Annotated in this window: 13 protein-coding genes and 1 tRNA gene; 8 read left to right on the top strand and 6 right to left on the bottom strand. The window is 63.8% G+C overall.

The window, feature by feature from the left end:
- Positions 1-34 precede the first annotated feature (34 nt).
- Positions 35-709, top strand: coding sequence for an SNARE-associated domain-containing protein (locus I6F20_RS14325; RefSeq protein WP_225126682.1), 675 nt, complete (start codon positions 35-37; stop codon positions 707-709).
- Between the two features lie 48 nt (positions 710-757).
- On the opposite strand, the gene I6F20_RS14320 is transcribed toward I6F20_RS14325, so the two are convergent.
- Positions 758-1531: an SDR family NAD(P)-dependent oxidoreductase gene (locus tag I6F20_RS14320; RefSeq protein ID WP_225126681.1), complete on the bottom strand. Its 774-nt coding sequence runs from the start codon at positions 1529-1531 to the stop codon at positions 758-760.
- A gap of 288 nt (positions 1532-1819) precedes the next feature.
- Here I6F20_RS14320 and I6F20_RS14315 point away from each other — a divergent pair, with 288 nt between their 5' ends.
- The 4 genes from I6F20_RS14315 to I6F20_RS14300 all read left to right on the top strand — a co-directional run bounded on the left by I6F20_RS14315 (position 1820) and on the right by I6F20_RS14300 (position 6826).
- Complete coding sequence (locus I6F20_RS14315; protein WP_225126680.1) at positions 1820-4852, top strand: GAF domain-containing protein; 3033 nt, start codon at positions 1820-1822, stop codon at positions 4850-4852.
- A gap of 14 nt (positions 4853-4866) precedes the next feature.
- Entirely contained in the window at positions 4867-5256 is a 390-nt protein-coding gene (locus I6F20_RS14310) for a response regulator (RefSeq protein ID WP_036009791.1), read from the top strand.
- 118 nt (positions 5257-5374) lie between these two features.
- Positions 5375-6214, top strand: coding sequence for a universal stress protein (locus I6F20_RS14305; protein WP_225126679.1), 840 nt, complete (start codon positions 5375-5377; stop codon positions 6212-6214).
- A 69-nt stretch (positions 6215-6283) separates the two neighbouring features.
- Positions 6284-6826 (top strand): 2'-5' RNA ligase family protein, encoded by a 543-nt coding sequence (locus tag I6F20_RS14300; protein ID WP_225126678.1) that lies wholly within the window; start codon positions 6284-6286, stop codon positions 6824-6826.
- 28 nt (positions 6827-6854) lie between these two features.
- On the opposite strand, the gene I6F20_RS14295 is transcribed toward I6F20_RS14300, so the two are convergent.
- The 4 genes from I6F20_RS14295 to I6F20_RS14280 form a co-directional block, all read right to left on the bottom strand.
- A complete protein-coding gene (locus I6F20_RS14295; protein ID WP_225126677.1) occupies positions 6855-7286 on the bottom strand; it encodes a hypothetical protein in 432 nt (143 codons plus the stop codon).
- A 298-nt stretch (positions 7287-7584) separates the two neighbouring features.
- A tRNA-Val gene (locus tag I6F20_RS14290) sits at positions 7585-7659 on the bottom strand.
- 160 nt (positions 7660-7819) lie between these two features.
- Positions 7820-9133, bottom strand: coding sequence for a coiled-coil domain-containing protein (locus I6F20_RS14285; RefSeq protein WP_225126676.1), 1314 nt, complete (start codon positions 9131-9133; stop codon positions 7820-7822).
- 120 nt (positions 9134-9253) lie between these two features.
- Positions 9254-9859: a DUF1134 domain-containing protein gene (locus I6F20_RS14280; protein WP_036009799.1), complete on the bottom strand. Its 606-nt coding sequence runs from the start codon at positions 9857-9859 to the stop codon at positions 9254-9256.
- Positions 9860-9998: 139 nt separating this feature from the next.
- On the opposite strand from I6F20_RS14280, the gene I6F20_RS14275 reads away from it, so the two are divergent.
- Entirely contained in the window at positions 9999-10484 is a 486-nt protein-coding gene (locus tag I6F20_RS14275; RefSeq protein WP_036009801.1) for a YHS domain-containing (seleno)protein, read from the top strand.
- A 10-nt stretch (positions 10485-10494) separates the two neighbouring features.
- On the opposite strand, the gene I6F20_RS14270 is transcribed toward I6F20_RS14275, so the two are convergent.
- A complete protein-coding gene (locus I6F20_RS14270; protein ID WP_225126673.1) occupies positions 10495-11325 on the bottom strand; it encodes a 3'(2'),5'-bisphosphate nucleotidase CysQ family protein in 831 nt (276 codons plus the stop codon).
- A 199-nt stretch (positions 11326-11524) separates the two neighbouring features.
- Between I6F20_RS14270 and chpT the strand changes: the two genes are divergently transcribed.
- Positions 11525-12178: a histidine phosphotransferase ChpT gene (gene chpT / locus I6F20_RS14265; RefSeq protein WP_036009803.1), complete on the top strand. Its 654-nt coding sequence runs from the start codon at positions 11525-11527 to the stop codon at positions 12176-12178.
- Positions 12179-12376: 198 nt separating this feature from the next.
- The coding region (locus I6F20_RS14260; RefSeq protein ID WP_225126671.1) for a chemotaxis protein CheA at positions 12377-14363 on the top strand (1987 nt) is incomplete at its 3' end.

The raw sequence follows: 14363 nt of genomic DNA, 5'->3' as shown, positions 1-14363 counted from the left end.
GCCGTCGTCTCCGCCAAACGAAGTTGATGATTGGATGAGACGGTTTTTGTCTGGAGCCTTGCCGTTCTATGCGCTGGCGGGCCTCGCCATGTGCATGTACCTCGTTCTCTACAGGACGAGCCTGTTCGACCTGAACGCCATCGTCCATGGCGCGGCCGGGTCGGCATGGTTTCCAGCCTTCATGTTCGCCTGCGTGCTGGTGGAAGCGGTCTTCCCGTATTTCGGCTATTTTCCCGGCACCGCCCTCATCCTGATGTCCGTGGCGCTCAGTCCGAAGGCCGTGGATGGCTCCGTCTTCCTCGCGGCGTGGCTCGCCATCATCCTGGGCGCCGTTCTCAGCTATGGACAAGCGCGTTTCTTCAGGCCGTTTCTGCAGCGGGTGGCCTCGAAGGCGGCCTTGCGCCGATGCGAGTCCCTGTTCGACGCCTATGGCCGCTATGCGCGCATTGCCTTGTTCGTTCATCCCAACGCCTGTTCGATGTATTTCACGGCCCTCGGACTGCTCGGCCGCAGCCTGACGCGCGAGCTCGCTTATCTCTGCGTGGGTGCCGCGGCCGCAGTGGGCATTCTGTTCGTCATCGTATCCCGGCTGGTGTCGTCCATCGGCCCCACCGACAACGGCGAATTGCAGGTGCTGCTGGCAGCCGCGCTGGTCGCCATGGGGACACTGATCGGTCTCTACACGGCCTGGCGGCCGAAGGCCGCCTGAAGCCTGCTTCGTCATTGCGAGTCTGCAATGACAACGAATCGTTGTGCGTCACTCCTCCGGCAGCTCGACGCCCGTCAGCTCGGTCAATTTGCCGATGAGCCGGTCCTGAAACCTCGGATCGGTCGCCTCACGGGCCGGCGCTTGCTGCTCGAGGCGATGCCAGTAGCGCCCGCTCACGAGGGCCGCGGGATCCTCGCTGACTGCCAGCCAGGTCTGGGTCCGTTGCCCGGTGTCTATATCGACCGGGGCGCCCGCGCCGCCCATCTTCGTGCGCACCCAACCGGGATCGACGGCGTTGCAGAGGACGTCGGGCCACCGCCGCGCCAGCGCGTAGGCGAGCGCGACGACGTGCAGCTTGCTCTCGGCATAGGCCGTGGCGGCGTTCCAGGCCCGCTTGGTCCAATCGAGGTCGTCGAGCGAGCCCTCTCCGCCGCGGTGCAATCCGCTGCTGAGATAAATCAATCGAGCGGGCCGCGCGATCAGAGCCGTCAGCATGAACGGCGCAAGCGTGTTGATGGCCAGCGTCTCGGCATGGCCTTCCGGCGTCGCGCCGCGGCTCGGCCGCGTGTAGACGCCGGCGTTGTGAATGACCGCATCCATGCGCCCGATCGCGTTGACCTGGTCGGCGATGCTCCGCGTCTCCGCCGCGCTCCTGAGATCGCCGATCACCAATCCCTTCGCACGCGAAGTGAGGCCGCCGAGAGCCGCGGCACGATCGGCTGAACGCGCGTGCAGCACCACGCGGTGCCCCTGATCGAGCAGCGATTGGGCCGCCGCCCGGCCGAGGCCATCGGTGCTGCCGGTGATGAATATGGTCGCCATGGGGCTCTCCTAGGTGTTTCGGGACGCAATCTACGGCGCTCGCGGCACGTGGGTCCCGGGATCCCCCTGGCGCCAGCACCAGGCGGACCCGAGGTAAATCGGCCTCCAGCGGCATTGTGTGAAACTTGCCGCTTCAGTCGATCACGAGGACGAATTGACGCGTAGTCGATCGAAAATCAACTCACGGTATGTCTGGTCGGAAGCACCTGATGGTGAAATAATTCCCGGCGCTTTCTTGATTAAATTTTGACGTCGGCCGCGAACCGGCTGCCGACACGGATTTTCATCATGGCCGCGCTTCCTCAGGGCGTTGTGGCGGAATTGCAGCAGGAGAACGCGCGGCTCCTGGCCGAGTTGCGCGCCGCACAAGATCGCGAGACCGCCACCGCGGACATTCTCAAGATCATTGCCAGCTCGCCATCGGAGGTGAAGCCGGTATTCGATGCAATCGCGAGGCGCGCAAATGCCTTGCTCGGCGGCTTTTCGACGACCGTATTCCGCTTCATCGACGGCAATGCCCACTTGGCGGCGTTCACGCCGACGAATTCTGCCGCCGATGAAGCTTTGAAGAAGATGTTTCCGCGTCCGATCACCGATTTCGAGAGTTTTGCGAGGACACAGGCGGGCAAGGTGGTGCCGACCCCCGATACGGAAGCGTTGACGAACGAGATCAAATTCATCGCGCGCGCCCGCGGCTTTCGCAGCATGTTGTTCGTTCCGCTCGCGACTGGCGGCGTGGTGATCGGCATGATCAGCGTCACGCGGGCAGAGCCGGGGGCCTTCGCTCCGCATCACGTGCAGCTTCTGCAGACCTTCGCCGACCAGGCCGTCATCGCCATAGAGAACGTGCGGCTGTTCGACGAGGTGCAGGCGCGTACCGACGACTTGCGGGAATCGCTGCAGCAGCAGACCGCGACCGCCGATGTGTTGAAAGTCATCAGTCGCTCCGCGTTCGATTTGCAAACGGTTCTCGACACGCTGACGGAATCGGCGGCGTCGCTGTGTGGGGCCGACATGGCGGCAATCCTCCGGCAGGACGCCGATGGCTCCTTCTATCACGCAACTCGGTACAATTTCTCGCCGGAGTGGGCCAAGGTCTCGGCGGGCGTTCGGCTCAATGCTGGACGCGGTAGCCTCGTTGGGCGCGTCCTGCTGTGCGGCAAGGCTGTTCAGATTCCGGATGTCCTGGTCGATCCCGACTATGCCTATCCCGAGCAACAGAGGGCCGGCGGTTACCGCACCCTTCTGGGCGTACCCCTGCTGCGGTCCGGAGAAGTGATCGGCGTGCTATTCCTAGGCCGCAAGACCGCGAACTCGTTCACGGACAAGCAGATCGACCTGGTCTCCACTTTCGCTGATCAGGCCGTGATCGCGATTGAGAATGTGCGGCTGTTCGATGAGGTCCAGGCGAAGACGCGCGATCTCGCCGAATCGCTCCAGCAGCAAACTGCGACCGCCGACGTGCTGAAGGTGATCAGCCGCTCGACCTTCGACCTGCAAACCGTGCTCGACACGCTGGTCGATTCGGCGGCACGGCTGTGCGAGGCGGAGATGGCCTTCATCATGCGCCGCGAGGGCGATGAATATCAGGCCGGAGCAGCGGTCGGGTTTTCCGAGGACTACATTGCCTTTCTGCGGGCTCATCCGATCGCTCCCGGCCGGGGCACGGTCACGGGTCGAGCCGTCCTCGAACGCCGTCCGGTGCAAATCCTCGACGTCGCTGCTGATCCCGAATACGGCCTGGAGGCGTCGATCACGATCGCTGGTCAGCGCACGGCGCTCGGTGTTCCCCTTCTGCGCGAAAATGAGCCGATCGGCGCGATCGTGGTCGCCCGCAAGCGCGTGCAGCCCTTCACCGAAAAGCAGATCGAACTCGTCGCCACCTTTGCCGACCAGGCCGTGATCGCCATCGGCAATGTGCGTCTGTTCGAGCAATTGAATGAATCGCTGGCGCGGCAGACGGCAACGTCGGAGGTGCTGGAGATCATAAGCGCTTCATCGGGCGCGCTCGCTCCGGTCTTCCACAAGATGCTGGAGAATGCGACGCGAATTTGCGGCGCCGGCTTTGGCACCATGAATCTGTACGAGGAGGGCGGCTTTCGCACGGTCGCATTGCACAACGCGCCGCAAGCTTATGTCGATACCCGGCTCTACCAGAACATTCGCCCACATCCCGCGAGCGGGCTCGGCACCGTCGAGAAGAGTCATCAGACCGTTCATATCGACGACATCAGGACGCAGCCGCCCTATATCGAAGGCAACCCCAATGTTCGCGCGCTCGCTGACCTTGCCGGCGCAAGGACCCTCGTCATCGTTCCCATGCTCAAGGAAGATGAGCTGATTGGCACGATCACGATCTTCCGCCAGGAAGTGAAACCCTTCACAGACAAGCAGATCGAGCTCGTGTCCAACTTCGCACACCAGGGCGTGATCGCGATCGAGAATGCACGCCTGCTGAATGAACTGCGCGAGCGCACCATGGAATTGTCGCAATCGCTCGAGGAATTGCGAAATACGCAGGATCGGCTGGTCCAGACCGAGAAGCTTGCCTCGCTCGGGCAACTCACCGCCGGCATTGCGCACGAGATCAAGAACCCGCTCAATTTCGTCAACAATTTTGCTGCGCTATCCTCCGAACTGACCGACGAGCTCGGCGACGCGCTGCGCTCAGCCGGCCTCGGCGAGGTGGAAAGGCAGGACATCGACGCGCTGATCCACATGCTGCAAGGTAACCTGGAAAAGATCGTGCAGCACGGAGCGCGCGCCGATTCCATCGTCAAGAATATGCTTCTGCACTCCCGCGAGGGGTCCGGCGAACGCCGCGCGGCGGAGATCAACGCCATCCTCGAAGAAAGTCTCAACCTGGCCTATCACGGAGCCCGCGCTGAAAGAGCCGGCTTCAATATCACGCTTGAAAGAAAACTCGATCCGTCTGCGGGAGCCCTCGAGCTGTATCCGCAGGAAATCACGCGGGTGTTCCTCAATCTGGTTTCAAACGGTTTCTACGCGGCCAGCAAACAAAAGGAGGTCGTCGGTGACGGCTTCGAGCCAAGGCTGCGTGCGACGACCACAGACCTCGGCGGCGCCGTCGAAATTCGCATTCGCGACAATGGCACCGGCATCCCGGCCGACGTCAGAGAGAAGATATTCAATCCATTCTTCACGACCAAGCCGGCCGGCGAAGGAACTGGCCTTGGGCTTTCGATCTGCCACGACATCATCGTGAAGCAGCACGGCGGCAGCATCGAGGTCGATACCGAGCCGGGCGAATATACCGAGTTCATCATTACGCTGCCGCGTACGCGGGCGGCACCATTGTAGAGCGGAGGCAGAAATTGAGCGTCTATATCATGGTGGTCGACGACGAGCCCGATGTCGAGGCGCTGTTCCGCCAGCAGTTTCGGCGCGATCTGCGCGCCGGTCGTTTTCTGATGGAGTTTGTATCCTCGGCGCCCCTGGCATTGCAGCGCGCGGCCGAGATAGCGGATGCCACCCTGATTCTGATCCTGTCCGACATCAACATGCCCGGAATGAGCGGACTGGAGATGCTGCCTATCGTGCGCTCGGCCCGCCCCGATGTACCGGTTATCATGATCACGGCCTACGGTGATGCCGAGACCAAGCGCAAGGCGCTGGAGAAGGGCGCCGCCGACCTGTTGACCAAGCCAATCGACTTCGCCGCGCTGCGCCAGGAGATCGATGCGAGGCTTGAGCAGGCCGCATGATTGCAACCGTTGCCGGTGGCAAACGAGAGCGGCTCGCAAAGTGAAGCTGTTGCAGACGCCGCCCCAATTGAGAGCATGCATCCACCGTCAATCTTCGTCAGAAAATCGGAGATTCGAAATGAAGACGCTCCTGGTCCCGCTTCAGAATATTCCGATGATGACAGCTACGCTCGCTGTGGCCGTAGGCCTAGCGCGTCGCACCGGCGCCTATATCGAAGGCTTTCCACTCCGGTTCGGCATCCCTCAATATGCGGCCGCCGAATTGGCCACCGGCATTCTCCTGGACACGTATCAAGTGAAGAGCGAAGCCGAACTGAACGACATGCGGAACTTTTTCGAAGCATTCATGCTGAAGCATGATGTTCCCCGCGCCACCGCAGGGTCGAACCCGCCTTGCTTCGGCTGGCTGGAGACCGCGCCTGAGGGCGAAGACTTTGTCGGAAGTTATGGGCGCGCTTTCGATCTGATCGTGATGGCGCGGTCTGACATTGATGCGGTGGGCCCTCACCGCCGCGCGATTGAGTCCGCGCTGTTTGAGAGCGGCAGGCCCGTTCTACTGGCGCCGTCGAATGGACCAAGAAGCGTCGCAACGAACATTATGATCCACTGGAACGGGAGTACCGAGCAAGCTCGGGCAAACGCATTTGCCATGCCGTTGCTTCGTCTGGCCGAAAGGGTATCGGTCCTAACCGTTGTCGGCGGCCAAGCGGTGCCAGGACCGTCTGCCGGTCAGATCGCTCGGCAACTCCAATACAATGGCATTGCGGCCAGCTTGATCAGCGTTGAGCTGGACGGGCGCGAAACTGGTGAGGCGGTCCTCGATGCCGCCAGGGCACACGGTTGCGATCTATTGATCAAAGGAGCCTTCACCCGCACGCGGCTACGGCAGATGATATTCGGTGGAGCGACCAGCTATATCATGGAGCACGCGGATATCTCCGTCCTTATGGCTCACTAGCGCGCAAAAGGCCTGGTTTTATCGCCATTGGTGAGGCAAAAATCCATTGCTTTACAGAGCGACCGGCGCATGGCTTTGGCTATCAACATTCGGTCCGACCATTCCTCCGCAGAGCGCATCGAAGCCTTGTGGGATGAAGTTGCCGCGTTTGAGAGCCAGCCTTCGATGAGGGGGCTCGGTTATCGGCCGCATTTCACATTCGCCATTTATGATGCGCCCGAGATTACCGCGAAGACCGCGTGGGAGACCATGCTCCGCGCAGTTGGAGGCGAAGGGCCATTGCAGGTCGCGTTCAGGCGAATTTGTTGGTTCGCAGGTCCGCCGCTCGTGCTCTGGGCGGAGCCGGAGTTCGATGAAACGCTCGTCCGGTGGCACGCTTCCATCAGCGCTGCAATCGATCCAGCCTTGTGTCGGCTGCATTATCGGCCGGAAAACTGGCGACCTCATTGCACGCTCGGCACACAAATCGCCGACGCAAAGCGCGATGACGCGATCGCTTTCGCGCAGTCATTCAGCGGCAGCATCAGCGTGCTGTTCGACGTCGTGGATTGCGTTTCTTTTCCACCAGTGCGCGTGGTTGCGGAGCAGAGATTGCCGGTTCGGGCTCCATGAAGTGGTGATCATTCGTCGAGCCCGCAGATCATTTGTAATCGATCCGGATCGAGCCGACCTTCTCATCGTGCCGGATGAAGCCTCCCTCGACCCCTGGCATCATCGCAATTTCGACGACGTTGCTCCCGCGCCAGCTGGGTAGTATCTCCGCGTGACCGGCGAAGCCAAGGAATGCGTGGTTGCGATCAGGTGAAAAGGTCCGGTCCATCGGTGCGATGCTCGCATATGTGGAATCCGGAACCGTTGCGTTGCATTCCTGCCTGAAGACGAACACGGCCTTGGTGCCGTCGGGCGACCACGTCGAGCTCAGGACCACGTTGCGGCAGCTGGCAAATCCTTCGAGTGCGAACCAGATGAGACCAACCATGGCCGCGATTCCGATGCCGGCCACAGCAAGCACCGCGATCGCGATTCGTACCCAGAGTTTCGAAGGAGGGCGAGGGAGCGTCATCCAGCTCATCCCTGAATCTCTAAGCCGGCGATGCCGTGCGGGCCCTCAGGCGCAGCATGCTCATCAAGCGTGCGCCCCTCCCGACGATGCCATCATGCCCCTGTTTTGCCCGACGGAGCAAGAAAAATTCGGAAAAGTCGTAACCCTTTGATCCGACTGAGGTCGGCTACTGTGCATGGGGTTGTTTTCGAGTTTCTTTTCAGAGCGGAAGCAAGACCCCCGGTCCGTCTACGCTCTTTGAGCTACGCCGCCCACGCTTCGCTACCATTGGGGGTGGCTGCGCCACGCGAAGCCTCTTGGCGAAGCGTGGTGGGCGCACAAGGGATCGAACCTTGGACCTCTCCCGTGTGAAGGGAACGCTCTCCCGCTGAGCTATGCGCCCGGGACCATCATGCAGGCGGCCGCAACCTTGGGCCGGCCGGCACATCGGAGCCCGCGATTTAGAAGTGCCGGCCCAAGGTGTCAAGTTTTCAAGCCGTCGCCGGGGCGGAAAACCTTGGTCAGGTCGCGCCTTCCGCAGGGGAAGCCGGATTTTTGGCCGGTTACGCGCCCTGCTGGCGGGCGCGGGAGGCGTGGGCCTGGAGCGCGCGGATGCGCTCGGCCAGCGTTCCACCGCCTTCGGGCAGGCGGGGCGCAGAACCGCTGCTGGTCGCGGCGCCGCCCGTCGCGGCGTCGTTGGCCGGGCGCGGCGCCGGCTTCGGCGGCTGGCCGGCCTCGGCCGCGAGCAGCGCCTCGATCGGCGAGTTCGGGCCTTCGAGCTGCATCGCGAGTTTTGCCACCTCGGCCGCGATGTCGTTGATGCGCTCGCGCAGAAGCGCGTTCTCCATGCGCTCGGTCGCCCAGGAACTCTCGGCCTGCTGCTGGATCGCGTTGATGTCGCGCTGGAGTTTCGCGCGTTCGTCGCGTGCGCTGCGCAGCTGCTCCTCCAGCGCGGCCTTTTCCGCGCGCAGCTGCTCCATCGCAGCCGACGACTTGCCGCCGCTGAGGCCCGCGATCTCGACGCGCAGCTCCTTGATGGTGCGCTCGTTGGCCTCGTTGGCCTGGCGCAGCTGGTTGTTCTCGTAGTCGCGCTCGGCGAGCAGCTTGCCCTGCGTGGCAAGGCGTCCTTCGAGATCGGCGACGCGGCTCGACAGCATCTCGGCCTCCTTGACCTGCACGATGAGCTGGCGGTCGAGCTCGGTGACGCGCTGGCTCAGATTCTCGACGCGGCCGCGCGCCTCGCCGAGCTCGCGCGAGGCGGTCTCGGATTCGGTGCGCTCCTGTGCGAGGCGCGCTTGCGTCGCGGCAAATTCCTTCTCGGCATCGCCGACCCGGTGCTTCAATTCCTCGATCTGCGCGCGCACTGCGACCAGCTCGACCTGGCGGCTCTCCGCCATCATCGAGCGGTCGGACAGCTCGGAGTTGATCTTGGCGAGCTCGGCCTGCTTGTCCGTCAACGCGATCTCGGCTTCGCGCAAGGACGCCGTCTTGGCGGCGAATTCCTCCTCGGTGGCGCGGAGCTGCTCCTTCACCGCCTTCTCGCGCGCCTCCAGCGCGAAGATGGTGGCGTTCTTCTCGCCGAGCTCGATCTTCATGCGGTTGATGGCGTCGCTCTTCTTGCCGAGCTCGGCGAGCTGGCTCGTGGTCTTGTTCTTGAGCTGCTCGACGCTCATCTCGAGCCGCCGCGCGGACATGGCGAATTCGGCGCGGAGCTGGTCCTTGTCGGCCTGGATCTCGGCCATCGAGAGCGGGGTGGCGGCCTCGAGCCGGCGCGTGGTCAGGCGCACCGCGCGGTTATGCACCAGCGGCACGATCGCAAGCCCGCACAGCATCGAGAGTAGGAAACCGATCGCCAGATACATGATCGGTTCGACCATGGGCCAGAACTCCCAAGCTTAAGGAAAAATTCACCAACGACAATGCCATGGCGGGCCGGCAGAAAGCCAGCCCCGCTCTGTCGTTAACCTTGATCGGTGGGCAGTGGGGAGGACGTGGGCCTAGAACGGGTTCCAGGTCGCCCGCGGGGTGTATTTGAGATAGCCGATATTGGCGCCGAGGCGCAGGCCGAGCCCGGAGCGGATCGGCACCAGCACGATGTTGTTGGAGGTCAGCGCCGTCATGCCGAAGCCGCCGATGATGTAGGCCGAGCCGTCGATGCCGGCGAAGCGCTGGTAGATCGCGTTGGTGGCCGGCAGGTTGTAGACCAGCGTCATGGTGCGGGCGCCGTCGCCGCCCCAGTCGAAGCCGAGCGAGGGGCCCTGCCAATAGACGCGCAAGTCGCCGGCGTTCTTGGTGTAGAGCGTGCCCTCGCCGTAGCGCAGGCCGGCGACGAAGGCGCCGGAGCCTTCCTCACCAAGGATGTAGCCGTTCGGCAGGCCCCATTGGCTGACCGCCTTCTCGATGATCGAGGCGAGCCCGCGCGAGACGTTGCCGAAGAAGCGATGGCCGGCGGTGACGAGCTCGTCCGGCCCATAGGTATTGGGCGTCGGGGTCCGCTGCGGCGGCGGCAGGTCAGGCGGCGGCGCCTGCTGGGCGGAGGCCGGCACGATCCAGCCGATCATCGCGGCAAGCGCGAGCGCAGCAAGGCGTGATGCGAAAGTCATAAAAGAACCCCTGGTACCGAATCCGGTCGCTTCCTTAACCTCACGCCAACAGGCATGGCCCTAGGTTGCGCCGGATGTCCCCTCGACTCGGATGTTATCCGCAGCAACTATGACGGCACAACGGCAGGAAGATAGCCCTTTGCGCCCCGGAATTGCCTTGATCGCCCGCCGCCTCTGCCTGCTGGCGGGCATTTGGATCCTCGGTGCCGGCGGACCGACAGGGGCCGCCACCACCGAGCGGATCGTCGTCAACCGCTTCAGCGGCGTCGCCATCGAGGGCTTCGACCCCGTCGCTTATTTCGTCGCCGGCGCGGCCGTGCAGGGGACGGCGGAGTTCGAGGCGAACCTCTGGGGGGCCGTCTGGCGCTTCCGGAACGAGGGCAACCGCGCCTCTTTCCAGGCCCATCCCGAAATCTACGGACCGCAATTCGGCGGCTATGATCCGGTCGATATCGCCCGCGGCGTCACCGTCCCCGCCAATCCGCATTTCTTCGCGATCGTGGCGCAGCGGCTCTATTTGTTCAGCCGGGAAGACAATCGCGACGCCTTCGTCGCCGATCCCGAGCGCTTCCTCTATGAGGTGGGCAAGCGCTGGCCGGCCCTGCAGGAGAAGCTCGGGCAGTAACGAGCCCTGGTCAGTCGCAGCCTACCGCCTGCGGGTCGCCCCACGCGATGAATTCCGGGATGATGAAGCCGGTATCGCGGCGCTGGCCAAATCGGAGCTCGCCGCCCTTGCCGTCGGTCACCTTGCCGCCGGCCGCGGTCACGACCGCGCAGCCGGCTCCGACGTCCCATTCCGAGGTCGGCCCGAAACGGGGATAGATGTCGGCGCCGCCTTCCGCGATGCGGCCGAATTTCACGGCCGAGCCGCACGTCATCCTGACGGCATTGGGCCTGTCGGCGATGAACGCCTCGCTTCTGGCATCGCCGTGCGAACGGCTCACTGTGGCGATCCAAGGCTCCCCGCGCGCCGGCAGCTTGCGGGTGCGGATCGGCTCGGCGGCGGCGATCGTCGCGCCGTTGAACCTCACGCGCTCGGCGCCGCGGCTGACGATGCCGCGCCAGAGCAGGCCGAGTGCGGGTGCGGAGACGATGCCGAGCAGCGGCACGCCGTCCGTCACCAAGGCGAGGTTGACGGTGAACTCGTCGCGGCCGGCGACGAACTCCTTGGTCCCGTCGAGCGGATCGATCAGGAAGAAGCTGCCCTGGAACGGCGGGGAGGCGAGCTGGGTCCGCTCCTCCGACAGCGTCGGAACGTCGCCCGCGAGCTGCGCGAGTCCGTCCGCGATGATGCGGTCGGCGGCAAGGTCGGCCTCGGTCACCGGCGAGCCATCCTGCTTGCCGTCGATCCGCATGGCCGCGCGGTTGACGGCGAGGATCGCCTCGCCCGCCTTCACCACCAGCGCAGTCAGCGGCTCCATCAGGCCGGCAGCGGCCGCTCCGTCAATGATCCGTTTCACCTGCATGCCTCATCTGTCGGCAATATCGTTCCTCGTCCACTGATTCGCCCCGATCGATTCGCTTGGGGCTTATGGCCGCCTCGAACCGATCGCAAGCTAGCTGCCGCGGGGTTGCGAATGTTAGAACCCGCAGCATCCGTCAAGCATGCGTGATTCGCGGCGTCCAGCGCCGTGCAATTCCAGGAACCCTCCAGGACCCCATTATATGTCTGACGCTTCGTCGCCCGCGACCACTGCCGCTCCCGATATGCTCGAACTCGCCGCGCTGCTTTGCTCGCGGGTCTGCCACGATCTCATCAGCCCCGTCGGCGCCATCGTCAACGGGCTCGAAGTGCTCGACGACGATCCCAAGCCCGAGGACCGCGAGTTCGCGCTCGACCTGATTCGCAAAAGCGCCAAGACGGCCTCCGCCCGGCTGCAGTTCTGCCGCCTTGCCTTCGGCGCGGCCGGCTCCTCCGGCGCGCAGATCGATCTCGGCGATGCCCACACCATGGCGAAGGGCCATATCGAGGACGGCAAGTGCTCGATCACCTGGAATCTGCCGCGGCTGCTGCTGCCGAAGAACCGCGTCAAGCTGCTGCTCAACATGCTGGTCGTCGCCCAGCACACGATCCCGCGCGGCGGCATGCTGACGGTCGATCCGGTCGGCGAGGGCGAGGTGATGAGCTTTCGCATCACCGCGACCGGACACAATGCACGCCTGCCGCAGAACATCTCCGAACTCCTGAGCGGCGAGCGCGGGCCGGCTGCCGATGCGCATGCGATCCAGCCTTATTATACGCGGCTGCTCGCGCAGGCCTGCGGGCTCACCGTGACGCTCAAGCCGGAAGGCGAAGCCATCATCGTTACCGCTTCGTAAACGCGAAGCGTCGTTTCCGACGCGTTAATGCAATCTTTACGAGGCGCTTCGGCTTGTCCGGAGCGCCTTATCTCTTTGTTGGTGCCGTTCTTTTGCACATACTCAACCAATATTAAACGCTTTGCGGTGAAGCTGGCCCCATTCCGAAATGGCGCATCACGCCTCGTGCGCGCCCTTCCTGTATGAAGGCCTGTTTTCATGGATGATCTGTTGCGGGAGTTTCTGACGGAGACCAGCGAGAGCCTGGACACCGTGGACAATCAGCTGGTGAAGTTCGAGCAGGAGCCGAACAACGCCAAGATCCTGGATAACATCTTCCGCCTGGTCCACACCATCAAGGGCACCTGCGGCTTCCTCGGCCTGCCGCGGCTGGAAGCGCTGGCCCATGCCGGCGAGACCCTGATGGGCAAATTCCGTGACGGCATGCCTGTGACTGCCGAGGCGGTGACGGTGATCCTGTCCTCGATCGACCGCATCAAGGAGATTTTGGCTGGCTTGGAGGCGACCGAGGCCGAGCCCGAGGGGAACGACCGCGATCTCATCGACAAGCTGGAAGCAATGGTCGAGCAGGGCATGGCGGCCATGTCAGGCTCGGCGCAGCCGATGCCGACTGCCGGCACTGCGGCTCCCGTTGCCGATGCGCCGCCGCTGGTGCCGGAAGCGCCCGCCGCTGCAGCCGCCCCCGCCAAGGAGATGACCATGGGCACGCTGGTCGATCAGACCCTGGAGCGTCCGCTGCGTCCGGGCGAGGTTTCGCTCGACGAGCTCGAGCGCGCCTTCCGCGAGACCGCGATCGAAGCGCCGGTGCCCGTTGCTCAGGCTGAGGCAAAGGCCGAGCCCGCGGCTGAAGCCCCCGTGGCGAAGGAAGCCGCAAAGCCCGCCAAGGAAAAGGCCGCGCCGAAGAAGTCGATGGCCGACGAGATGGCCGGCGAGGGCGACCGCATCGCCAACCAGTCGATCCGCGTCAACGTGGATACGCTGGAGCACCTGATGACCATGGTCTCCGAGCTGGTCCTGACCCGCAACCAGCTCTTGGAGATCTCCCGCCGCAACGAGGACACCGAGTTCAAGGTGCCGCTGCAGCGCCTCTCCAACGTCACCGCCGAGCTGCAGGAAGGCGTCATGAAGACGCGCATGCAGCCGATCGGCAATGCCTGGCAGAAGCTGCCCCGCATTGTCCGCGACCTCTCATCCGAACTCGGCAAGCAGATCGAGCTCGAGATGCACGGCGCCGACACCGAGCTCGACCGCCAGGTGCTCGATCTGATCAAGGACCCGCTCACCCACATGGTGCGCAACTCCGCCGATCATGGCCTCGAGACCCCTGCCGAGCGCCTCGCCAGCGGCAAGGGCGAGCAGGGCACCATTCGCCTGTCCGCCTATCACGAGGGCGGCCACATCATCATCTGCATCGCCGACAACGGCCGCGGCCTCAACACCGAGAAGATCAAGGCCAAGGCGCTCTCGTCCGGTCTCGTCACCGAGGCCGAGCTCGAGAAGATGAGCGAAGCCCAGATCCACAAGTTCATCTTCGCGCCGGGCTTCTCCACTGCCGCTGCCATCACCTCGGTCTCGGGCCGCGGCGTCGGCATGGACGTGGTCCGCACCAATATCGACCAGATCGGCGGCACCATCGACATCAAGAGCGTGGCCGGCGAAGGAAGCTCCGTCACCATCAAGATCCCGCTGACGCTCGCCATCGTCTCGGCGCTGATCGTCGAAGCCGCCGGCGACCGCTTTGCGATCCCGCAGCTCTCGGTGGTGGAATTGGTCCGTGCCCGCGCCAACTCCGAGCACCGCATCGAGCGCATCAAGGACACCGCGGTGCTCAGGTTGCGCAACAAGCTGCTGCCGCTGATCCATCTGAAGAAGCTCCTGAAGATCGACGACGGCGCGGCCTCCGATCCCGAGAACGGCTTCATCGTGGTGACGCAAGTCGGCAGCCAGACCTTCGGCATCGTCGTCGACGGCGTGTTCCACACCGAAGAAATCGTGGTCAAGCCGATGTCGACAAAACTGCGTCACATCGACATGTTCTCCGGCAACACCATTCTGGGCGATGGCGCGGTCATCATGATCATCGATCCCAACGGCATCGCCAAGGCGCTCGGCGCCGCCGGCTCCTCGGCCCATGGCATGGGTGACGAAGCGGCCGGCCATCACATCGGAAGTGGCGAGCAGACCA

The sequence above is a fragment of the Bradyrhizobium sp. IC3123 genome, from assembly GCF_020193625.1.
Classification (GTDB): domain Bacteria; phylum Pseudomonadota; class Alphaproteobacteria; order Rhizobiales; family Xanthobacteraceae; genus Bradyrhizobium; species Bradyrhizobium yuanmingense.
Note: the sequence above shows the minus strand (reverse complement) of the source record. Positions and strands in the feature narration are given on the sequence as shown.